15 protein-coding genes are annotated in these 21,631 nt (G+C 67.9%); 12 read left to right on the top strand and 3 right to left on the bottom strand.

Annotated features, from left to right (window positions below; all coding sequences use genetic code 11):
- Positions 1–39 precede the first annotated feature (39 nt).
- Positions 40–747, bottom strand: coding sequence for an SDR family oxidoreductase (locus NIE79_RS26415; RefSeq protein ID WP_238681123.1), 708 nt, complete (start codon positions 745–747; stop codon positions 40–42).
- Complete coding sequence (locus tag NIE79_RS26410; RefSeq protein ID WP_238681180.1) at positions 744–2,051, bottom strand: NsdA family TPR-like regulatory protein; 1,308 nt, start codon at positions 2,049–2,051, stop codon at positions 744–746. Before NIE79_RS26410 ends, NIE79_RS26415 begins: the two co-directional genes overlap by 4 nt.
- Positions 2,052–2,572: 521 nt before the next feature.
- Here NIE79_RS26410 and NIE79_RS26405 point away from each other — a divergent pair.
- The 11 genes from NIE79_RS26405 (at position 2,573) to NIE79_RS26355 (ending at position 17,623) form a co-directional block, all read left to right on the top strand.
- Complete coding sequence (locus tag NIE79_RS26405; protein WP_238681122.1) at positions 2,573–3,781, top strand: FAD-binding oxidoreductase; 1,209 nt, start codon at positions 2,573–2,575, stop codon at positions 3,779–3,781.
- Entirely contained in the window at positions 3,778–4,485 is a 708-nt protein-coding gene (locus NIE79_RS26400; RefSeq protein ID WP_238681121.1) for an N-acetyltransferase, read from the top strand. The genes NIE79_RS26405 and NIE79_RS26400 overlap by 4 nt, the downstream gene beginning before the upstream one ends.
- A gap of 497 nt (positions 4,486–4,982) precedes the next feature.
- Positions 4,983–6,428 carry an APC family permease gene (locus tag NIE79_RS26395; RefSeq protein WP_238681179.1) on the top strand — a complete coding sequence of 482 codons (1,446 nt, stop codon included), beginning with the start codon at positions 4,983–4,985 and terminating at the stop codon, positions 6,426–6,428.
- A gap of 10 nt (positions 6,429–6,438) precedes the next feature.
- On the top strand, positions 6,439–7,410 hold the full coding sequence (locus tag NIE79_RS26390) for a hypothetical protein (RefSeq protein ID WP_238681120.1): 972 nt from the start codon (positions 6,439–6,441) through the stop codon (positions 7,408–7,410).
- Positions 7,407–8,615, top strand: coding sequence for a histidine decarboxylase (locus NIE79_RS26385; protein WP_238681119.1), 1,209 nt, complete (start codon positions 7,407–7,409; stop codon positions 8,613–8,615). Before NIE79_RS26390 ends, NIE79_RS26385 begins: the two co-directional genes overlap by 4 nt.
- Before the next feature lie 56 nt (positions 8,616–8,671).
- Positions 8,672–9,442, top strand: a complete 771-nt coding sequence (locus NIE79_RS26380; protein ID WP_238681118.1) for a class I SAM-dependent methyltransferase — start codon at positions 8,672–8,674, stop codon at positions 9,440–9,442.
- A 325-nt stretch (positions 9,443–9,767) separates the two neighbouring features.
- Positions 9,768–9,902 carry an FxLD family lanthipeptide gene (locus tag NIE79_RS26375; protein WP_081883949.1) on the top strand — a complete coding sequence of 45 codons (135 nt, stop codon included), beginning with the start codon at positions 9,768–9,770 and terminating at the stop codon, positions 9,900–9,902.
- A 93-nt stretch (positions 9,903–9,995) separates the two neighbouring features.
- On the top strand, positions 9,996–13,040 hold the full coding sequence (locus NIE79_RS26370) for a lantibiotic dehydratase (protein WP_308193232.1): 3,045 nt from the start codon (positions 9,996–9,998) through the stop codon (positions 13,038–13,040).
- Positions 13,037–14,299, top strand: coding sequence for a lanthionine synthetase C family protein (locus NIE79_RS26365; protein WP_238681116.1), 1,263 nt, complete (start codon positions 13,037–13,039; stop codon positions 14,297–14,299). The genes NIE79_RS26370 and NIE79_RS26365 overlap by 4 nt, the downstream gene beginning before the upstream one ends.
- 14 nt (positions 14,300–14,313) lie before the next feature.
- Complete coding sequence (gene fxlM, locus NIE79_RS26360; RefSeq protein WP_238681115.1) at positions 14,314–16,401, top strand: methyltransferase, FxLD system; 2,088 nt, start codon at positions 14,314–14,316, stop codon at positions 16,399–16,401.
- A 124-nt stretch (positions 16,402–16,525) separates the two neighbouring features.
- Positions 16,526–17,623 carry a hypothetical protein gene (locus NIE79_RS26355; RefSeq protein WP_238681114.1) on the top strand — a complete coding sequence of 366 codons (1,098 nt, stop codon included), beginning with the start codon at positions 16,526–16,528 and terminating at the stop codon, positions 17,621–17,623.
- 622 nt (positions 17,624–18,245) lie between these two features.
- On the opposite strand, the gene NIE79_RS26350 is transcribed toward NIE79_RS26355, so the two are convergent.
- Entirely contained in the window at positions 18,246–19,541 is a 1,296-nt protein-coding gene (locus NIE79_RS26350) for a hypothetical protein (protein WP_238681113.1), read from the bottom strand.
- A gap of 423 nt (positions 19,542–19,964) precedes the next feature.
- On the opposite strand from NIE79_RS26350, the gene NIE79_RS26345 reads away from it, so the two are divergent.
- Positions 19,965–21,623, top strand: a complete 1,659-nt coding sequence (locus NIE79_RS26345) for an HsdM family class I SAM-dependent methyltransferase (RefSeq protein ID WP_372471806.1) — start codon at positions 19,965–19,967, stop codon at positions 21,621–21,623.
- Positions 21,624–21,631 lie beyond the last annotated feature (8 nt).

Raw genomic sequence — 21,631 nt, 5'->3', positions numbered from 1 at the left:
GAGGTAGCTCGGTGCCGCCCAGCCTGTCCGGTGATGCCGCTACCAGGCGAGTGGTCGTCGTTGGAAGTAGAGTCCCCCGGTCGGGCCGTCTGACGGCAGTGTGGCAAGCCATACGAAGGTGTCCGCAGCTTCGTCGGGCGTGGAGTTCGCCTTTCCGTAGGCCAGGCGGGTGTCGACCTTTCCCGGGGACGCCGCGTTCACCAAGATGCCGTCGTCCTTGAGCTCAGCTGCGAGGATGCAGGTTAGTGCGTTCACCCCAGCCTTGGACACTCGGTAGGAGACGCTTCCGGTTCCCATCTCGCCAAACGTGCCCATGTGGCTGGTGACGTTGACGATCCGGCCGTACCCGTTCTTTCTCATCTCGGGGATGGCTGCGGTGCAGCAGCGCCAGGTCCCCATGATGTTGGTGTCCAGGGTGGCTCGCACCTTCTCGAGGTCGGCGCTGGCCGCTGCCTGGCCTCGGTCGATGGCGATGCCGGCGTTGTTGACGAGGATGTCTAGCCGGCCGTACTGGTAGCCCACGTCCGCCATGGCACGAGCGACGCTTGCCGGATCGGCGATGTCTAGTTGCTGGCCGGATGCAGAGAGCTCATCCGCGAGAAGCTCGTCGGCGGCCCGATGTGCGGCCTCCTCGGTGCGGGCCGTGACGACCACGTGGGCACCGGTCTCGGCTAAGCCGCGGGCGATGGCCTTGCCGAGACCGCGGTTGGAGCCGGTGACAACTGCGACCCTATTGGCCTCACTCATGTCAGCAGACTACGCACGCACTCATCCAACTCTCCTGCGGCGGGGTGTCGATGCGCCACGAGACGACCATGGATGTCGAGCAAGCGGCGATGGTTGCGCACGGATCGGGTGGCGACGACATCTGGGGCAGCCTGGGCGACGAGGCTGCACGCCTGCTCGACATCTCCGAGATTGAGTACGGAGTCAGCGCGCCAGATCAGATAGGTTGCGCGGTCGCGGCTGCGCTCGGCCGGTTGGAGTGCGAGGGTCTGCTGAAGCCAGTAGTCGCTGGCTTGGTGGCGCTGCAGGAGCAGGTAGCAGGCCGCAACCTGGGCGGAGTACTCCGCCTGATCAAAGTAGCTGGCCCAGGCCGGGCTTGCTTCCTCGTCAGCGCGTGACATCTCTGTGTCGGCCTCTGCGAGTCGGCGCTCGCACGCTACCGATTCACCAAGCACTGCATGTGTGCGAGCCAAACGCGTAGTGAGCATCGCTCGTACGCGGGCGGGCGCATCCTTCGCCCCAGCCCGCGCAGCGTTGGCCAAACGGAGGGCCTCGGTGGGACGTTCAGTGTCGACTCTCTGAAGGCTCATGCACTTTAGGATGTTCGCGCCTGCCGCGCGGTCGGCTGCGGAGTGGGCAGCGTGTAGGGCGGCAAACCAGTAACGCTCGGCCGCCGCGTGGAATCCTGCATCGAAACTGGCCCAGCCAGCGATTCGCCCCAACTCGGCGGCGACAACCAGCAGGCGATTGCCGGCAAGCTCCGAGTAGCTGCTGTGGCGCAGGAGATCCGTTACCAGCCGCAGCTCGGCGTCAACCAGCGACCGCACGCTCCCGCCCCCGAGGCTGGCGTCCATGCGGCGCAGGGCCGGCAGCCGCTGCTCAAAGCAATCTAGGAGATCTGTGTCGACGCGGCCTCCCTCAAGCGCTGCGTTGATCTTCGGTGGCTCGGTTGCGAGCCACCGTTCGGCTATCGCGGCAGCTAACCCGGCCTGCATGATCAGAAACCCTCGGCGATCTAGCACTGCTGGTCCTGCAGTGTCGTCAAGCAAGGCCACTGCTCCCCTGATGGTCCAGGGTGCTGACGCGCTGATCGCGGGACCGGTAGGGAGCCAGTGGGGCCACCCGAGCGCCTTAACCGTTTGCCTATCAACGCCGAGTTCGTCGGCCAATGCGACCTGTGAATCCTCATCCGGCACCACGCCCCATCGCTCCCAGCGCCAAGCCTTCTCGCGCCGGGCTGCAGTGTTTAGACGGCGCGCGATGACATCGACGAGATCTTGCTGCGTCCAGCTTCGCTGTTCTCGAACGTAGCTCAACGGATGCACCAAGAGCTGACTCCGTGGCGATGGTGTCCGCGTCATCCTGCCTCCCCGATCGTCGCCGTCACTCTAGTCCGATCCGGTCAAAGAAACGTGCTCTCAGCTGCGGAAACTGCTCGGACTCGTCATGAGACAACAGCGAGACAACAAGCTAAGCGTCGATTTGCTCTGGTCGTTCGGCTTTCCTGAACGGGCCATCCGTTTCGGTGTCGACCAGTTGCTGTCGGTGATTGGGCCGCGCAGAACTCAGGTCGCCCGGCTCGGCGGTGAGCAGGGGGTGGTCCGCCCTAGAGGCGCTGGCGAGCCTCCTGGATGGAGAAGCCAAGTTGGGGGCCGAGAGAGGGGTGGCATAAAGATGCACCGGAGAAAGTGGTTTGTTCCGGCCGACGATAGGTCGTTCGATCCCGTGGGCATTAACGTGACGTGGCACAGGGCTACCGAGGCACGGGTAAAGACGTGTGCGGAGGGTCCGAAGCCCAGTCGGGTGGTGCTTAGCGTTGTCCGCGCACCCAGGACCAGCCGGCGCGATGGCTGACCTGGGGCTCTCGCTGGCGGTCGCCCTCGCCTCGCCTGGCCGAGCTGCCGACCACTTCTGGTCGTTCATGGAGGACCGCAGCGTGCGGCTACTCCCGCACCAGTTCGCGGCGGTGTTCTTCTCGACGCTTGGGCAGTTGGTCGCGGGTCGGGGTGATCCGGCTGGTCGGCGCGCGGCGTTGGCGGTGTTGGGTCGGGTATACCGACGTTTTGATCTTCAGCCGTATCACGGGACGGCCGTCGCGGCGGCGTTGGTCGATACGGTGCGCCGGTTCGCGGGCGAGGGTTGGGAGCCCGAGCTGGCGGGTCAGTGGGAGCTGGGGTGTCGTCGGGCGCTGCGGCTCGCCGAGCGCGCGGCGGGGGCGTTGGGTGATGGTCCGCATGTGACGTTCGGCGAGGTGGAGGCGTGCGAGGCAGCCGCCGATGGTGTTGCGGTGTTGACTGTCCGGCCGATGCGGAGGGTTCGGTATTTGCCTGGTCAGGCGCTGCCGGTGTGTACGCCTCGGCTGCCGGGGCTGTGGCGGTGGTATTCGCCGGCGAGCGTTCCGCGCCCGGATGGGCGGGTGGAGTTCCACGTTCGTGCCGTACCGGACGGTGTGGTTTCGCCTGTTCTGGTCGAGCGGGTGGCTCCGGGGGAGCTGTTGTGGCTGGGGCCGGCTTCCGACGTCGGGTTGTCGCTGGAGGCCGCTGGTGACGCCGATCTGCTGTTGGCGGCCGGGGGCACTGGTCTTGCGCCGCTGCGGGCGTTGGTCGAGCAAGTTGCCGCATCGCCAAACGGTCGGCGGGTGACGTTGGTGGTGGGCGTGCGGACGCTTCTGGACCTTTACGACGCGGTCGCGTTGGACAAGCTTGAACAGGCGCATGCTGACTGGCTCACGGTCGTGTTGGCATTCTCGAACGACCATGATGTGGAGCCCGCAGCGCAGGGCGATCTGCTCAGCCTGGCCCTGTATCACCATCAGCCGGGGCAGGCGTTCTATGTCTGCGGTTCACCGCGGTTGATCGAGGCGGCGCGGTACCGGCTGCCAGCCGCTGGGGTCGCTGCGGACAGCCTGCATCTCGCTGCGACGTTCCATCGCGCGCTCGATTCGGCGCTGTGGGTGTCTCGCCAACGCTCAGCGCACGCTGCCCACCTGGCGACTGTGCTGGAGGCGGCCGGCGACGGTAGCTCGCTCTGCCAATTCCGGAGGGATACGCCATGAGATTGATGGAGACGACGGTTCGTCGCGCGACCGGCGAGGACGTTGACGCTTTGTCCTCGATTATGGCTGAGTCGCTGATGGCCCAGCCTATGGGCGTCTGGCTGGTTCCTGATGTCGCCAAGCGCGCAGTGGTTCTGCGTCGCTGGGCACGGCTTGTGCTGTTGCAAGGACTGGAGCACGGTCGAGTCGATACGACTGACGATCGCGCGGCGGTGGCGGTGTGGCACGCGCGGTTGGAGCCACCCCCGCCGGCTGCCGCATCGGTGTACGACCTGCACAGGCTTCTCGGCCCGCACGCGGCCCGGTTCGCCCTGCTGCATGCCTGTGTCGATGGGCTGCGTCCCCACCGTCCGCATCACCAGCTCGCTCACGTCGCGGTCCGTCCCGGGCACGGGGACGCCGCGCAGGCGTTGCTGGCCGCCCATCACCAGACCCTGGACCTCGCGGGGTTGCCGTCGTGTGCGGAGTACAGCGGTGACCGGCCCGGAGACGGACTGCTCGCGCGAGGCGGCTATCAACCGCGCTCGCCGATCCTGCTCGCGTCGGGAGGTCCCGCTCTGTGGCGGATGTGGCGCCCTCAACCTTGCGACGAGCAGCCCTGCCGACCGGCTGACGGTGGGCTGCCGCGACGCATCCGCCTGGACCGCACCGCGACTCCTTTCCTTGGCCGCGTCATCCCGGCGGCACCGCCGCGTTCGTCCTGACCACTCAGTACGGCACCGATTCATTACCTGCTGGCGGCGACGACTCGGCCAGCGGGCCACGTCATCACACCCTCATGCCGAAGGAAGGCGCCCCTCATGCTGACCGGAGCCGCTCAGCCCACCACCGCACTACGACCACGGAGTCCCGCCTTTGGGCGCTGGTTGAGGTTGCCAGCCCGGATCGCGACTGCCGGCACCGGTATCGACCTCACGCTCGCAGGCGACGTGACGTCGATGGAGTACGCGTGGGGGTATGCGATTCGGCGCGAGTGGCCAGACGGGGCTCACGACCTGTTCGGGTTCACGCCGGGTGCCGACACCGCGATTCGCCGGCTCGACCGCGACCGGAGCTTCTGGCGCGGCGGCCCGGTACGGCCGACGGCGGTCTACCTCGTGCCCGCCAACGCCGCCGACGTGCGCGCGCATCCAGTAGCGGGATGCCGCAGGTCGGGGTGCCCGGACTCGCCGCAGCGGGGGCAGCGGTGAAGTCGACGCAGGTGCAGGTGGGGCTCGCACGGCGGACGCTGACGCCGTTCGGATTGTGGGTGTTTGGGGCGGCGGCGTCGGCGCCCATGGTGGTCCTTACCGGAGGCATCGTCGGCACCTATGCGACGACGAAGGTAACGGCTCTTCCTCTGACCTTCGTGGTCGTGGCGGGCACGGTCGCGCTGCTGGCGGTGGGGTACGCGGCGATGGCCCGCCAGCTCGGGCACCCGGCGGCCTACTACGCGATCCTCGCGCACGGGTTGGGCCGGAGTTGGGGTGTCGCTGCCGGCATGGTCGCGCTGGTGGCCTACAACGCCATCCAGATCAGCCTGTACGGGCTGTTCGGGGCGACGATGGCAGCCCAGCTCGGCGGCAGCTGGTGGGTGTGGGCGGGCCTCGCCCTGGTCGTCGTCGGGGTGCTCGGTGTGCGGGCGATCATGTTGTCGACTCGGGTATTGGCCCTCGTGCTGGCCGTGTCGTTGCTGATCGTCGCGGTATTCGTCCTCGCCGGGGTGGGACAGCCGGCGGGCGAGGAGGTGTCGTGGGTTGGTTTTCACGTCTCGGGTCTGGCGGTCAGCGGCATCGGCGGTGCGGTCGCCTTCGGCGTAGCCGCGGTGATGGGCTTCGACGCGCCGGGGTCGTTGGTTGAGGAGGCCGTCGACCTAAGGTCGGTTGGCCGGGCCACCATCGGTGGCGTACTCGTTCTCGGCGGGGTGTATGCCGTTGCCGCGTTCGCGATGGGGGTGGCGGTCGGTCCGGACGTCGTTTCGGAGGTGGCCGCTGATCCGGCGTCCGGGTTGCCGTTCGCGGTCCTGGCGCGCCTGGGCAACTGGTGGACGGCCCTCGCGAGCGTGGTGCTGATCTTCGCGATCGTCACGTCGATGCTGGCGTTTCACTCGGTGCTCGCCCGGTACGTGTTCGCCATGGCTCGGGAGAAGGTGCTGCCGGCGGGTCTTGCCCGGACTAGTAGCGCGACCCGGGTCAGTGCGCCGCGTGGTGGGTCGTTGATGCAGACGGCCGTCGCGGTGGCGGTGGTGGGGGTGTTCGCTGTCAGCGGTGCTGACCCGGTGGCGGTGATGTTCACCTGGTTGTCGGCGTTGGGGGCGATGGGCTTGTTGTGTCTGCTGCTGGCCGCGTCGGTGGCCGCGATGACGGCACCGGCCAGGGTGCGCGGCCCGCAGGCCGGCGCGTGGGAGTGGCGGCTCGCGCCCGCCCTGGGCGTGCTCGGCGGGTCGGTGGTGCTCGCGCTGATGGTCGGCAACGCCGGGTCTCTGCTCGGTGCCACGCCCGGATCGCTGTATCCGTTTCTGCTGCCGGTGATCCTCCTTGCCACTGCGGTCGGGGGCGGGGTGTGGGCCGGGCATCTGCGGCAGGCCCGCCCGGAGGTCTACGCCGGCATCGGCCGTGGCACACCAAAGAGGCATGCCGTTCCCGACGCCATGAACCTCTCGATCTGAGGAGGCGATGATGAGGACTCACGCGGCTGCGTCACCGGGCGAGCACTACGGCGTCGATCCCCTGGACCCGCGCTGGCGAGCGCGCTACCCGTCCGCCGCACCACCTGCCGACCATCCCGAGCCTGCGGTCGCTGTGCCGCCGCCCGGCTATGGCGCGGCCCCTGTCCCCACCGGGTACCAGCGGCCACCCGATGCCGCCGTTCCCCCGATCCCGCCCCCGGGCCCGGCCGGCTATGACCAGCGCTCTGCCGACGGCGACGTGCCCGCCGATCTGCGCTGGGCGGACCTGCGGCTACAGGTCGTATACCGGTCCAAGCGGCTGAACACCGGCCACCTTATTGAAGCCGATCAGGCGTTCGGGGGGCGCGGTGCGGTCGGCCCTCACGCGCTGATGCTGTTCTTCGCCTCCCCAGCGTCCAACGAGCCGCACGGCTACCGCTTGCACACCGCCCACCGCACGTGGCCGCAGTCGCCGGACTCCGATGTCTTGCCGCAACTGCTCGCGGAGATGGCTGAGGTCGCCGGGGACAACATCGCCTCCATCGGACGCGGGTGGAGTCCTCTCGGTCCAGAGGGTTCCATGGTCAACGGCGGGGACATGACCCTGTCTCCAGGTGCGTGGTACGTCGGCGTGGGTGTCAGCACCCTCGACTCCGACCAGGGCCGCTGGTACCAAGTCGCCCGGACACTGCGCGACGCCGCCGCCGCTGGCCGCTACATGTCGGCGTTCAACCTCAAAGGTCAGTGCTACGTCCTGTTGACCGACGGCACCGCGCTGCACATCGACCGCGACCCGCAGGCCCGCCTCGGCGACGACGGCGTGCGCTGCAACAAGACCCTCAACCCGGACCGGATCACCTACTACAACCCGTACGAGCACCTCACCGAGCAGGGCGACGACGAAACCCGCGACATCTGGCGGCAGCTCGACGCACTGCACCACACCCTCACCGCGCACCTGCTCGCGGGGCGGTGGGCGTGACCGGTCACCAGAGCCTCAGCCTCGCCGACGCCGCAAACCTCAGCGGAGCGCCGGTCGACGTCACGGCCGTGCTCGACCACCTGATCCGCGAGGCCGAAGCCGCCGCCGCGACGAGCATCGGGTTTCCCGGCGCCGTGGACCTCGACTACGGCGAGGTCATGACCCGCCTCGGCAACCGGCTGTGGAACAACATCGGCGACCCCGCAGACCTTGGCGGAGTCGCTCACACCCGAGTGCTGGAGCAGGCGGTCATCGCCTGGTTCGCCGACACCCTCGCCATGCCGCGAGATGACCGGTGGGGCTACGTCACCACCGGCGGCACCGAAGGCAACCTGTCTGCCCTGCACACCGCCCACCACCGCCACCCCACCGCCCGCATCTACTACTCGACCGCCGCCCACTACTCCATCCCCAAGATCGTCCGGATGCTCGGAGCGAGGGGCGTAGTGGTCAATGCTGACGCGGGCGGGGAGATGGACTACGCGCACCTCGCCGCGCAAGTCGGCCGCCGTCGACGCTGGCCCGCGATACTGGTGGCCACCGCCGGCACGACTCTGACCGAAGCCGTCGACGACACCACCTCCATCCGCACCGTCCTCGATGAGTACCAGGTCAACGGACACCTCCACGTCGACGCGGCGCTGTCCGGCATCCCCCTCGCACTCGACGGCCGGCTACGCCTCAATGACGACAGCGGCATCAGCAGCATCGCCATCAGCGGCCACAAATTCCTAGGCGTGCCAACGCCTAGCGGAGTCGTCCTCATCCGCGACCACGCCCGCAACACGGCCAGCCGCATCACCTACACCGCCACCCTCGACACCACCATCACCGGCTCCCGCTGCGGGCTGGCCGCCGCACTGCTCTGGCACGCCATCGCCACCCACGGCCACGAAGGGCACCGCTGGCGGGCGACCCAAGCCCGCCGCCTCGCCACCTACACCGTTAATCAACTGAACGCCGCCGGCTGGCCCGCCTGGCGACACCCTCACGCCGTCACCGTCGTCATGCCCACCCCACCCGAGCAGGTGCGAAAGAAGTGGCTACTCGCCACCGACGGAGCCACCAGCCACCTCGTCTGCATGCCCGGAATCACCCACGGCCAGATTGACGCCTTCGTCGCCGACCTCACCGCCGCCGCGCCGCCACGGTTGATCCCACGACCCCGAGCGGACGGTCTATCCACTCCGAGCAGGACGTTATGAGCCCATCCCCACCAGCCCTCAGAGCCGTCTCGCGAGCCAGGAAAGGAATCACCTCAATGACGACTACTCACAGCGGCCAACTGCGCCCTGCCCGGCTGCGTGAACTGCTCGACCCGATCATCAGGCAGGAACTGGACCGGCTCGACATTCAAGCAGGCCAGCGCGTCCTGGAAATCGGCGCGGGCGGCGGTGAGATCACCGCTTACCTGGCCCGCCTCGTCGGCCCTCACGGCAGGGTCACCGCGGTCGACAAGGACACCACCTACCTCAACCCAACGAGAGTCATCGACGTCTATCAGCGGGACCTGAACGGTGACGACCTTCCCGGCGAGCCCGACAGCTTCGATGTCGTCGTCGCCCGATGGCTGCACGGCGCACTGCCACACCCCGCAGAGGCGCTGGAACAGATGATCGCCCGGCTGCGTCCCGGTAGCTGGCTCGTCCTGGCCGACGTCACCGACACCCCGCCACGAGTCTTCTGGGCAACTGACGACGACACCCGGCTGATTCACACCGTCATGCGACGCGTCTACCGCACCATCGCCGGACTCGACGGTGCCGGCACCTGGACGGCAGACACCCCCGCACTGCTCGTCGTCAAGGGCATGGCGCAGGTCTGCACGCACGCGTCCACCGAGACCTGGACCGGAGGCGGTCCCGGATGCCAGCTGCTCGCCGACGGGGTCGACTACCTCCGCCCCGTCCTGACCACACCCGAGGTCACCGATGCCGACCTCGACCGGTTCGTCACGCTCATGGCCGACCCAAACGTGCTCCTGGGTTCCTACGAGCGCAGGGCTGTCCACGCCCGCAAGGCGACCGCGTGACATGCGCCGCACGGGGCGGGGGCAGGGTGCCATCCGTCCGACTGAGTCTGTGGCAGACACAACGGAAATCAACGCGATCTCCTGCTTCAAGAACTTGGGCCACCGGCAGGCCGCCACCTTCTACCAGCTATTCCCGACCCGGGTAGTCGCCGTGCGACGACTACCCGACCGGCCGCCGTTCATCGAGATGGGCGGTGGCCGGTCCCGGCCGGCGGCAGGGGTGCCCCCGTTCCCCTGCCGCCCCGGCCTGACGCTCCGCGAAGTCCGTGCCGGTAGCTGCGGGGGCTACCTGCCCACCCATCATCCCAACTCCCTAGGAGGAACCATGAACGACCTGCTTGCCGCCAACGACGACCCGTTCCAGCTGGACGTCCAGATCGTCACCGAGGGCCCGGTCGCCGCCGCACTGTTGGCCGACACGGACGACGGCTGCGACACCCAGAAGAACGGCGACTGCTAGTCGCTTGTCCTTGCCGGTTCCGGTGGCGACCCGAACGTTCACCGGAACCGGCGACCCCTGAAACCGAGCAAGTCCCCGTGTGAGGAGTGGATCGTGGTGGCGAGAAGCAGTCTGTACCGGCATGTTGATGCCGCCACGATCCGCATCGCCGCGCACTCGTGGCGAAGCGGCGGCCCGCCGTGGCCGCATCGAGGCGATGCCGCAGACATTGATGGTTGGCTGCGGAAGACATGGAAGCGCCCTGGTGCGGCCGAAGCCGTGTGGACTGCCAGCCCTGAGTTCGCTTCCGGGGTCGAGGCGGTGTGCGCTGGCGGGACACTCGATGCCGGCCGCGGCTGGCGGATGGCTCTGGCACTGGCGCGGTACCTGGTGCGTGCCCAGCGGCGGGCAACGCCCTTCGGGTTGTTCTCGGGGGTCGCCGCACTGCGCTTCGACCGGGCTGCCTCGGTCGTACCGTCAGGGCGCTCGGCCATCCGGGTACGGCCGGACGCGGGCTGGCTCGCGTCTCTGATCGCGCGGCTCGAAGCCGACCCGCATGTGCGCCGCAACCTGCGTGTGCAGGCAAACAACCTGGCAGTGGGACAGGGACTTCGGCTCGCGGTAGAGCGCCGGCCACATGCCTCGCTACCAGCAGAGGGCGTCTCCTCGGTGAGGAACACGGCAGCAGTGCGGCTGGCCGTGTCGCTGGCCGCCGCGCCGGTGTCGTGGACGGAGTTGGTCGACAAGGTGACCGCCGCGTTCCCACGAACTCCGCGCGAGTCTGCGGACGCGCTGGTTGCCGATCTGGTCGACCACGGTGTGCTGATCTCCAGCCTCCGGCCGCCGTCGACCTGCGCCGACCCGCTGCGACACATCCTGGACCAGCTCGACACCGTGCAGAATCACCTCAACGAACAACAGCCTGTCGCGGCTGCACTCTGGTCGTTACACGGCGACCTGGGTGGCATCGCAGCCGGTACGACACATCTTCGTGAGCTGGCTGACCGGATGCGTCGGGTGGCAGCGGATCCGCAGCCGGTCGCGGTGGATCTACGGCTTGCGGATCAGGTCACCCTGCCGATCCAGGTCGCTGTCGAGATCGCGAGCGCTGTGGGCGTGCTGCGACGCTTGACGTCCCATCCGGGCGGTCGGCCGGAGTGGCGCACGTACCGTGCCCGGTTCGTCAACCGCTACGGCATGGCGGCGATAGTGCCGCTGGCTGAGCTGCTCGATCCGATGACTGGGCTGGGATACCCGGAGCACTTCACCCGGGCGGCCGAAGCACCCCCAGCGTCGTTGTCCAGCCGTGACGAACGGCTCTTGGCGCTGGCCCAGCAGGCAGTGATCGACGGTGTCCACGAGGTGAAGCTCGACGACGCAGCCGTGAAAGCCCTGGCCAACCCTGCGCCCGAAGAGGGCCGCAGCAGTCCTCACGTCGACGTCACGGCAGAGATCCGTGCGGCGTCGCTGAACGCACTGGCGAAAGGGCGCTTCACGATCGCGCTGACCGGCATGGGTCGCTCGGCGATGGCGACGAGCGGACGCTTCCTCGATGTGCTGCCCGCTGCCGAGCGGGAGCGGATGTACAAGGAGTTCGCGCGGCTACCCGTCGCGGTGGACGGGGCCATGCCGGCGCAGTTGAGCTTCCCACCACACCGTCTGCATGCGCAGAACGTACTGAATGCCCCGCTGGTCCTTCCGTGGCTAATTTCCTTGGCTGAGCATCGTCCGGCAACCGAGGATGTCGTCAACATTGGTGATCTTGGTGTGGTCGCCGGTCGGGACCGACTGGCGTTGGTGTCGATGTCGCGGGGGAGGGTGGTCGAGCCGACGGTCGCGCACGCCGCCGCCCTGCACACGACGCCGATGCTCGGTCGGTTTCTCGTGGAGTTGCCCCGAGCCATGGACGCCCGGCTGAAACCATTGGACTGGGGCGCGGCTTCCTGCCTGCCCTTTCGGCCCGCGCTGCGATACGGGCGGATTCTGCTCACGGCCGCCCGGTGGCGCATCGACCCGACCTGCTTGCCCGCTGCCGGCGCGAGCGACGGCGAATGGCTCGCAGCCTGGGAGGTAGTGCGGTCGAGGCTGCGGCTGCCCGGGTGGGTGCAGGTCGGCAGCGGCGACCAGCGGCTCCGGCTCAACCTCGATCAGGCCATGGACCGGTCCCTGTTGCGTGCCCACCTGGACGCCAGCACCGGACCGATCACCGTGGTCGAGGCGGCGAGCCCGGAGGATTTCGGCTGGCTGTCCGGGCGTGCTCACGAGATCGTCGTACCGGTCGCCTCCACGGCCGAGCCCGCAGCGGCGCCAGCCGTCGCCTCCGCACGAGGCTCGGGGCCGCCGCCCGCTCCGGCCCCGCCGATCATGCCCGGAGCAGGCGGCATCGTGTCCGCGTCGCTGGCCGTCGAGCCGCCAATGATGGAGCTGGTCTTACTCCGAGGGCTGCCGGCGCTGCTCGCCGACTGGCCCGAGCCGCCGCTGCGGTGGTTCGTCCGCCTCCGACGTCCCACGTCGCACCTGCGACTGCGGCTGCACACCGACGACTACGGCCACGCGGCCGTACGGATCGGCCGGTGGGCCGCCGCCCTTCGACGGCAGGGCCTCGCCGGAGACCTGAGCCTGGACACCTACCATCCCGAGTCAGGCCGATACGGAGACGGCCAGGCGCTGGTCGCCGCGCACGAGTTGTTCGCCGCCGACTCCACCGCAGCCTTGGCGCAGCTCAGCGCGCAACCCGAGCATCAGGTCAACCGGCACGTCCTTACCGCCGCGAGCATGATCGACCTGGCAGCCGCGATGCTCGGCAGCCGCAACGACGCATGCGAGTGGCTCGTCGCCCACCCGGAGCAGGCCGGGCCGACACCCATCGACCGGTATCTGCTGCGCCAGGCGGTCACCCTTGACCCGACCCTCCTGACGGAACAGGTCCAGCAGGCATGGCAAGAGCGATCCCGGGCCGCAGCCCGCTATGCCGACACACTGTCCTCAACTCGCGGCCCACTGACCCCAACCTCCGTGCTCACCTCGCTGCTACACCTGCATTTCGTTCGCGCTCACGGTCCCGACGAACCTGCCGAGCAGGTCACGCATCGGCTCGCCCGCCACATCGCACTGGCGACCGTACGCCGCCGCGTCCGCACCGCAGGAGCGCTCCGATGACTGCCGTGCCCCTCGCGAGTCCACTGCTACGGGCAGCCGAAACGATGGCCTCGTGCATCACCGACACCCTCACCCAGCCACCCCCTCCGGACTTCACGGCCGCCGACTACGGGCCACGAAGTACCCGCTGGCACGCCCAATCCCTATCCCGAGGTGCCGCCGGGGTAGCGATCCTGCACGGCGTCCGCGCCCAGACTGGGCACGCAGGATGGGAACCGGCCTACGAATGGCTGCGACACGCGACCGCTGACACCCTGAACAACGGCAGCGGAGCAGGACTGTGGTTCGGTGCGCCGGCAGTCACCCACGCGCTGACCACAGCCGCGCCTCACGCCCATCCGGCATCCCTCGACGCGCTCGATTACTCGGTCGCGGATCTGACCAGACGCCGGCTGGCCGCCGCGGAGGCGCGCATCGCGGCATGTGCCCGGCCCACCCTGTCGGAGTTCGACCTCGTACGCGGGCTGACCGGCCTCGGCGCCCACCTGCTACGCCGCGAACCAGACGGACAACTGCTCCGGCAGGTGCTGACGTACCTGGTGCGGCTCACCGACCCGGTCGACATCGACGACGAGGCCGGACGGCTCGCGCCAGGCTGGTGGAGCGCCGACCCACCCGATCCCGACAGCCCTGCATCGGGTGGGCATGCCAACTTCGGCATGGCGCACGGAATGACCGGCCCCTTGGCGCTCCTGGCGCTCGCCATGCGCCACAACATCCTGGTGCCAGGACAAGCCGAAGCAATCGGCCGGATCAACACCTGGCTGGACGACTGGCGGCAGACCAGCCCGACCGGACCATGGTGGCCAGAGAGGATCACGGCAGCCGAGCTGCACGCCGGCAAGCCCGCGACACGGGGACCGGCTCGGCCGTCCTGGTGCTACGGCACCCCCGGCATAGCCCGCGCGCAACAGCTCGCCGGGATTGCCCTCCCCGATCCCGCCAGGCAGCAGACAGCGGAGGACGCCCTGTCCCGCTGCCTGGCAGACCCCGTTCAGCTCAACCGACTCGTCGACCCATCGCTGTGCCACGGCTGGGCAGGACTCGCCACAACAGTTTGGTACGCCGCCGCTGACGCCCGCACCACCAGTCTGCACACCCACATGACCTACGTGATGCGGCTGCTGATCCAGCACGCCACCGACGCCACCCCGGCGCGATCCGGCCTGATCGCCGGCCACGCCGGAGTCGCTCTCACCCTGCACACCATGGCCACCGGCACCGACATCCGCTGGGCAACCAGCCTGCTAATCCACTAGACGAGGAGACCACCATGGACCTCGACCTCGCCTCCGACATCGCCCCACCCATCCAGGCGGTTTCGGTAAGCCAGTGGCGTCAGGTCAATCTGACCTTCGCCGACTGGCAAACCGCCGAGAAGTACGCCGCAACCCGACTCGCACCCGCACTAAGCAGCGCCGAGGACAGGGGTGTGATCACCGCCTTCTGGTTCATCCGCAAAATGCAGACGTGGCGGTTGCGGCTCCTGCCCGGCGACCGGCAAGCCATGGTCTACGCCCTCCTCGCCGGCCTCACCAACGACGACCGCATCCGCGGCGTCACCGAGCCCATCTACCGGCCCGAGGCATACGCGTTCGGCGGGGACCAGGCCATGACCGTCGCCCACACCCTGTTTCACGCCGACAGCCGCCACATCCTCGGCCATCTCGCTGCCGGCGGCGCCCACCGACGCGAACTCGGTGTCGTGCTCGCCACCCGCCTCATGCGTGCCGCCGGACTGGAGTTCGCCGAGCAAGGCGACGTCTGGCGACACGTCGCTAACCGCCGCCACCAATCCAACGCGCCAGGACCAAGCCCGCAGCTGATCGCCGCCGTACAGCGGCTGCTCATCGCCGCCGCCGACGCTCCGGGTAGCCCGCTGGCAGCCACCCCCCAATGGCCGCAAGCCCACGAGCGGGCAGGCGCAGACCTCGGCTTCCTCGACCGGCACGGCGCACTCACCCGCGACCTGCGCGGGGTGCTAACCCACCACCTGCTGTTCCTCTTCAATCGGCTCGGCATCTCGGCCACCGACGCCTGGCTCCTCGCGACGGCAGCCACCCACGTCACCTTCCACCACTCGCCCACCGACGCCTACGACAAGCATCAACTCGCCCCAACAACAGAGAGAAGCACACACATGGTCCACTCATCTGACGCCGAACCTGAAGCTCCCAGCGCAGCCGTGCTTCGCGAACAGCTTGTCACCGCCTTGAAACAGCGCGGCCACGTCCGCTCGGCTTCCGTAGAGCAGGCGTTTCGCAGAGTGCCCCGCGAGCAGTTCCTCCCCGGTGTCGAACTGGAGACCGTCTACACCCCCCGCCAGATCGTCACGAAGCGCGACCCCAGCGGTGCCGCGCTGTCCTCCGCGTCGAGCCCCAGCCTCGTCGCGGACATGCTCGAACAACTCAATCCGCACCCCGGACATCGCGTCCTGGAGATCGGCGCGGCCACCGGCATCAACGCAGCCCTACTCGCCGAGCTAACCACCCCCAGCGGCACGGTCGTCACCATCGAACTCGACCAAGACCTCGCCGACGGCGCCCGCGCCAACCTCGCCCGCGCCGGCTACAACACTGTCGACGTAATCCACGCCGACGGAGCCCTCGGCCACCCCGACACCGCGCCCTACGACCGGATCATCGTCACCGCCGGAGCATGGGACATCTCCACCGCCTGGTGGGACCAACTCGCCAACCACGGCCGCATCGTCGTACCCCTACGCGTACACGAGAGCGGCCTGACCCGATGCTTCGCCCTCGACCGCACCGCCGCCCACCAACTCACCAGCACCACGACACCGCTGGTCTGCGGATTCGTCCCCATGCGCGGCACCGCAGAACACACCGACCACCACGTACGCCTCGACACCGACGTGGCCCTCAAACTCGACGCCGCCGACCACCCCGACCGACAGGCGCTCAGCCGCGCCCTGAGCCATCCCCGACACGAACGCTGGACCGGCATCCAAGTCGCCGACGAGGACCCCGTCGGCCATCTCGACCTATGGCTACTCGTGCACACCAGCACACCCTTCGGCCGCCTCGGCGTCGGAGACACCGCCCGCACCAGCGGACTGGTCACCCCCGCCTACCGCTGGGCCGGAGCCGCCATCTACCACGGCGGCACCATCGCCTACCTCGCCTTCCAACCAACCAGCCAAGGCCACCACGAACTCGGCGCCATCGCACACGGACCAGACGCCGACAAGCTCGCCACCGAACTCACCAACCTGCTCGACCAATGGGACGAAGCGGGCCGCACCAACCAACCCACCGTCACCGCCCAGCCAGCAGGAATGCGACCTGCCGAGCCCCGCGACATCCAACGGCCCGACACCACCTTCACCATCTCCTTCTGACGGCGCACGCCGGGGCGGTGCCCAACCCCGCCCCGGCCACCCCAGGCACAAGCACCGCCAACCACCACGCACCGCCAAACAGACATCGATGCCAACACGCTCCTCCGCCGTACGTGAGGACACCATGACCCTGCCCCTCGCACCCACCATCGCCGCCCGTTTCCCCCTCGTCCCCCGCAAACGACCGCCAGCCAAACCGCTCGACGCACGAGTAAACCGACTCGCCGCACTCGCCGAGACCGCCCACCGCGAACACGACCCGGAAACGGCATCCATGGTTTTCAACGGAGCCGCCCTCGTCGCCTCCGACTGCGGCGACGCGGAACTCGCCCGCACCTGGTGCCACCAACACGCGAACCTCTACCTCAGCAGAACGGCGCTCAACGCGCACACCGCCCGCTTCGCCCTCGAACCCGTCATCAACCTCGCCCGCCTACGCACCCGAGACGGCGACGGCGACGGCGCACACCGCCTGCTCACCGACCTACACACAGCGATCGTCAGCGGCAGGCACACCGTCATTGACGACCTGGAGATACATCCCCAGCAGCTCACTGCTGATCCCGACGAAAACCAACAGATCATCAATTGGCTACGTGGCATCCTGCTCTCCGATGGAACCCGCGCCCTCACCCTGTCAGGCCGCTGGGCCGACGCACTGGCTCACGTGAAGCACTACGACGGAATCGGCCCCACCCTGCTCGACGGGCGACAGCTCACGATCGTCGCCCACCTGATGCAGGGCAACGGCGTCGAAGCCGCCGACCTGCTCAGCCGAACGAAGATCGAACAGCCATGGGAGCGAACGGTGCACGACCTCCTCCAGAGTTGGCACGCAACGACGATCAGAGGCATCCCCACAACTGATTACGCTGGCCTGACTGACCGAGCGTCGGCCACCGCGGCGGGCAGAGGAATTTCGGTGTTCCGTGTGCGCCTCAGTCTCACGGCTTTGGACCTTGCCGCCGGCCTGCCGCCGTACATCGCAGATGACCTCATCGAGCGGCTCGCGGCAGACGTGATTCGCGACGAGGATGCTAACGCGGCGCGCGATCTCCTCAACCACCCAGCCGTCGGCCCTGAGCAGCAGGGGTCGCTGGGCCTATTGGTCGAATCGAGCGGGTTGGGTCTGGGGACCCTGCCAGATGCAGCACGGGATCCACTGTCGTTAGCCGTCGCTCTGGCCGGCACCGTTATAAGCGGTGCGCATAGCTTTGCCTAACCCGTCGCATGAGCAATACGTCAGGGCTAAGGCGAATTCATCGCCCGACATCAGTTGCCACGCGAGGCTCAGTGCGTATCTGGCCATGGACGGCCCTGTGAGGTGCAACGCAGGACACCGGCCCGCGCCAGCCCTGGGCCCTTGCTGCCGAAGTAAGCAGGGCGCGCGAGGAGAGGCGTTCACCAGCCACCTGCGGCAGCTGGGCTACAGCACGATGGAGTACAACCACAGATCGACGCCGCACCGACACGACCAGGCTCGCGGAGAGGTGCCTTCGGGGCCTGGTTGTGTCCGGTCGTTGAACTGGCTGGTTGCTCACGGAGCCCGTTTGTCAGAGTGTCGTCCTCGACGACTGGGCGTACACGTTCGACGTGACAGTGCATGTCGACGCGGGCGACCACCTCGGCGGACCTGCGGTTCATCGACTCCTGGGCGATGGGCGGGGGCGTACGCGCTGGACGGACTGTAGCGCGCTCTGGGGATCGACGCGGGGATGCTGCGGCTGCTGGCCAACACGCGGATGGAGCCGCACGTTGAGCGGATCGTGTTCGCGCTGGTCGTGGCGAACCGTGCACTGTTGACGCCGCCTCCTACCGGGCGATTCTGGCGACGAGGCCGTTGATCAGCTGCGTGTGGGCAGGTACAGGCCACTGCGGTGCTTCTGCACGACCGTCGGTGCCTGGCGGGCTGGCGGGGTTGTAAGTGCTGTGACGCCGCCGGGGATGCCGAGGCGGGCTAGTGCCCGATCGAGCCAGGCTGGTTCCTCGCTGCACAGTTCGTTGATCAGCGCGCACTGTCCAGGCACGTTTAGCCGGCGGCGCACGACGATGCTCTCCCGAGCCCGAGAGCCGGGTACGGTGCGGCGGAAGGCCGCACCGCGGTGGTTGGCCTCGGTGGCGTCAAGCTCATTGAGGCGCATCTCGCCGGAGGTAAGCACGACACCGAGTACATGCGGATGGGCGTCAAATAGCGGATCGAGCGCTTGGCGGAGCACATCGATCTTTAGAGGTAGTGGGTCGCGGGCGAAGGAGGTCAGCGGCCACACGGCGCCGGCGTCTTCCAGCCACAGCCAGGCCGCCCCGGCGGATTGGGTTTTGACGGCCTTCCTCATGAGCGCTTGTAGCAGCCGGGGGCCTTGATCGGACTCCCACATCGGCCCGGCGATTCGAGCGCCGGCCGGCGCCGGATTCGAATGAGCGGTCAACGTCGATCCGTCGACGGTAACCTCGACGGGAACTCCGGTCGCCGCTGCCTCGGCGGCCGCCAAGGCCACGTTTTCTTTCCACCGCGGGGTTGCTTCGGGAGGTAAATCGCCGTCCCAATGCACGCCGTGGCGGCTCTCCAGCACCCGCAGGTGCGTGGTGGCATCCCTGACCTGCTGGTTGTAGGCGCGGAATGCCCGGTCGGGGCCTAGTGCCCTGACCTCGATAAATACGTCGCTGTCAGCGCGCACCGCCTGCAGATCACCCGGCCCGCCCTGCGGCTTTACCGGCTCCAGGGTGATCCGCGCACCGGCCTGGATGGCAAGAACCGCCAGCCGTGCCAAGGCGATGTGATGGCGGAACTCTTCAGCCGTCGGGTTGGCACGCAAGTTCTTCCGTACCCGACCGATGCCTTGGACCTTGGCGTCGACCAAGACCTGCAGACGTGCCCACAGGCCGATTACAGCGACGAACGCTGGCGCGCCCAGCAGCGAGGCGAAGTAGGGCCCCATTGTCGGTCCGGTGATTCCTGGCGCGGGATGTGTAGCGCGGTGCAGCCAGGCAGGGCCGAAGAACGCCTCCAAGTCCATGATCGCCTGGCTTGCGATTCGGCGGCCGGTCGGTGTCAGGTAGTCCGCCTCTGCCGGGTCGCCGACCGCGACCGCCCAGTCCAGCTGTCGCCGGCCGGCCTCGACGTCCCTCCACGCATCGCTCACGCCTCTAGCATCCCCTGCCTCGCCACCGGAATTTTCGACCTCAGTCTCGCGCGTTGGCTCCTAATTGCCGACGGCAAGGTCCAGGGCGGTGAGAATGAGGCGTACGCGGAATACCAAAAACCCTGTCGATCCTCACGCTGATGGACGAGGTGCTGCTGGAGGTGTTCAATCGCCCGCTAGGGTTGCTGAGGCGAAGGCAACGAGGCTCGCCCGGACAGAGCCTGCGTCTGGGACATTCGCGGCGATAATTCCCAGGAGTCGGTCAGCACGGGCAACGGCACGCCGTGGTAGCGTCGTCGAATTTTGGCCGGGTCAGGCATGGATGGTGCGCCCCGTCTGTGGAACGCGGCCGGTAGTGCCGTTCGCGGCAACATAGCGCGGGTCGGCGCACGCCCAGCCAGGGCTACCACCTACGCTGGCGCGGTGTTAGATGCAGCTACTACTGTCGGTGGAACCTCGGTAGCTCTGGATCGAGAGCACGGTGAGGTGTACACCCAGCGCTGGGTGGTGGACCTCATCCTCGATCTCGTCGGCTACACCGACGATGATGATCTGTCACGGCGCCGGCTGCTGGACCCCGCCTGCGGGGATGGTGCGTTCATGGTGGCGGCGGCGGAGCGGCTGTCGAGTTCGTGCCGTAAGCATGGTCTGACCATTACCGCCGCCGCAGACGCCTTGCACGCCGTAGACCTCCAAGAACGAAACGTCACGGCAACCACGGACGCCGTTACGGCAGTTTTGCAGGCCGACGGGTGGGATTTCGACCAGGTCGCCGCCGTGGTCGCAGGCTGGGTTCGGCACGCCGATTTCCTCCTGGCTACCGATGCCGACCGCTTCGATGTCATCGTCGGCAACCCGCCGTACCTCCGCTTGGAGGACATTTCCACGGAGAAGAGTGACGCCTACCGGCGCGCGTGCCGCACCATGGTGGGCCGGGCAGACATCTATGTCGGCTTCTACGAGAAGGCGCTTCGTCGCTTGCGCGACGGGGGCGCTTTGGGTTTCATCTGTGCCGACCGTTGGATGCGTAACCAGTACGGACGCGCACTCCGTGGCCTGGTGACCAGCGGTTTCGCCGTCGAGACCGTCGTAACCATGCACGATGTGGACGCGTTCCTGGAAGCCGTGTCCGCCTATCCGGCGATCACGGTACTGCGTCGAGCGAGGCAGGGCACCGCGGTCGTTGCCGACACTACGCGCCTGTTCGACGCTACTGCGGCTGCGGATTTTCTAAGCTGGCGGTCAGACAGCGCGTCGACCGAGTTCACGCGGCCGGCGTTTCAGGCTGCGCGCATGCCCGGCTGGTTTGCCGACCAGGAGCCTTGGCCGACGGGGACACCGTCACGACTGGCCATGATCGAGGAGATCACAGAGGGTTTTCCACTGCTTGAGGACACCGGTGCGGGCACCCGCGTTGGTATCGGCATCGCGACCGGCGCTGACGCCGTATACCTAACAACAAACCGAATCGTTGCGGAGTCGGACCGCCTGCTGCCCATAGCAATGGTCAAGGACGTCACCACCGGCACCCTGGGTCAGCACGACACCTTTTTGGTAAATCCGTGGGAGGCGGACGGCTCGCTGGTCGATCTAGCGCGGTACCCGAAGCTGCGTGCCTACTTCCAGAGACATCGGGAAAAGTTGACAGGCCGCTACATCGCGAAACGGCAGCCGGACCGTTGGTACAAGACCATCGACAAGGTCGATGCCACTTTGACCGGCCGCGAAAAACTGCTGTTCCCGGACATGAGGATGCAGCTCCATCCGGTGCTAGACGTGGGTACTTTGTACCCGCACCACAACCTGTACTTCATCGTGTCGGACACCTGGGACCTGCGCGTTTTAGGTGGTTTGTTACTCTCTGACATCGCTCAGGCATTCGTTGAGGCGTATGCAGTCCGTATGCGTGGGGGCACTCTCCGCTTCCAAGCGCAGTACCTGCGCAAGATCCGCGTTCCGAATCCTGAGTCCATCAGCGCGGAGGACCAGCAGCAGCTGCGCGACGTCTTCGCGCGCCGAGACAGGGAAGGTGCGAGCCGGATCGCCCGGCGCCTGTATGGTGTCAGCCACCTGTCCACATGAGAGGGAGC

It is taken from the genome of Micromonospora trifolii (assembly GCF_022229005.1).
Lineage (GTDB): Bacteria > Actinomycetota > Actinomycetes > Mycobacteriales > Micromonosporaceae > Micromonospora > Micromonospora trifolii.
This window is presented reverse-complemented; position numbering and strand designations above follow the sequence as displayed.

Coding starts and splice junctions, on each gene's coding strand:
- NIE79_RS26415 (WP_238681123.1), bottom strand. CDS start 747: ATGAGTGAGGCCAATAGGGTCGCAGTTGTCACCGGCTCCAACCGCGGT.
- NIE79_RS26405 (WP_238681122.1), top strand. CDS start 2,573: ATGGCTGACCTGGGGCTCTCGCTGGCGGTCGCCCTCGCCTCGCCTGGC.
- NIE79_RS26355 (WP_238681114.1), top strand. CDS start 16,526: ATGACCCTGCCCCTCGCACCCACCATCGCCGCCCGTTTCCCCCTCGTC.
- NIE79_RS26375 (WP_081883949.1), top strand. CDS start 9,768: ATGAACGACCTGCTTGCCGCCAACGACGACCCGTTCCAGCTGGACGTC.
- NIE79_RS26380 (WP_238681118.1), top strand. CDS start 8,672: ATGACGACTACTCACAGCGGCCAACTGCGCCCTGCCCGGCTGCGTGAA.
- NIE79_RS26365 (WP_238681116.1), top strand. CDS start 13,037: ATGACTGCCGTGCCCCTCGCGAGTCCACTGCTACGGGCAGCCGAAACG.
- NIE79_RS26400 (WP_238681121.1), top strand. CDS start 3,778: ATGAGATTGATGGAGACGACGGTTCGTCGCGCGACCGGCGAGGACGTT.
- NIE79_RS26390 (WP_238681120.1), top strand. CDS start 6,439: ATGAGGACTCACGCGGCTGCGTCACCGGGCGAGCACTACGGCGTCGAT.
- fxlM (WP_238681115.1), top strand. CDS start 14,314: ATGGACCTCGACCTCGCCTCCGACATCGCCCCACCCATCCAGGCGGTT.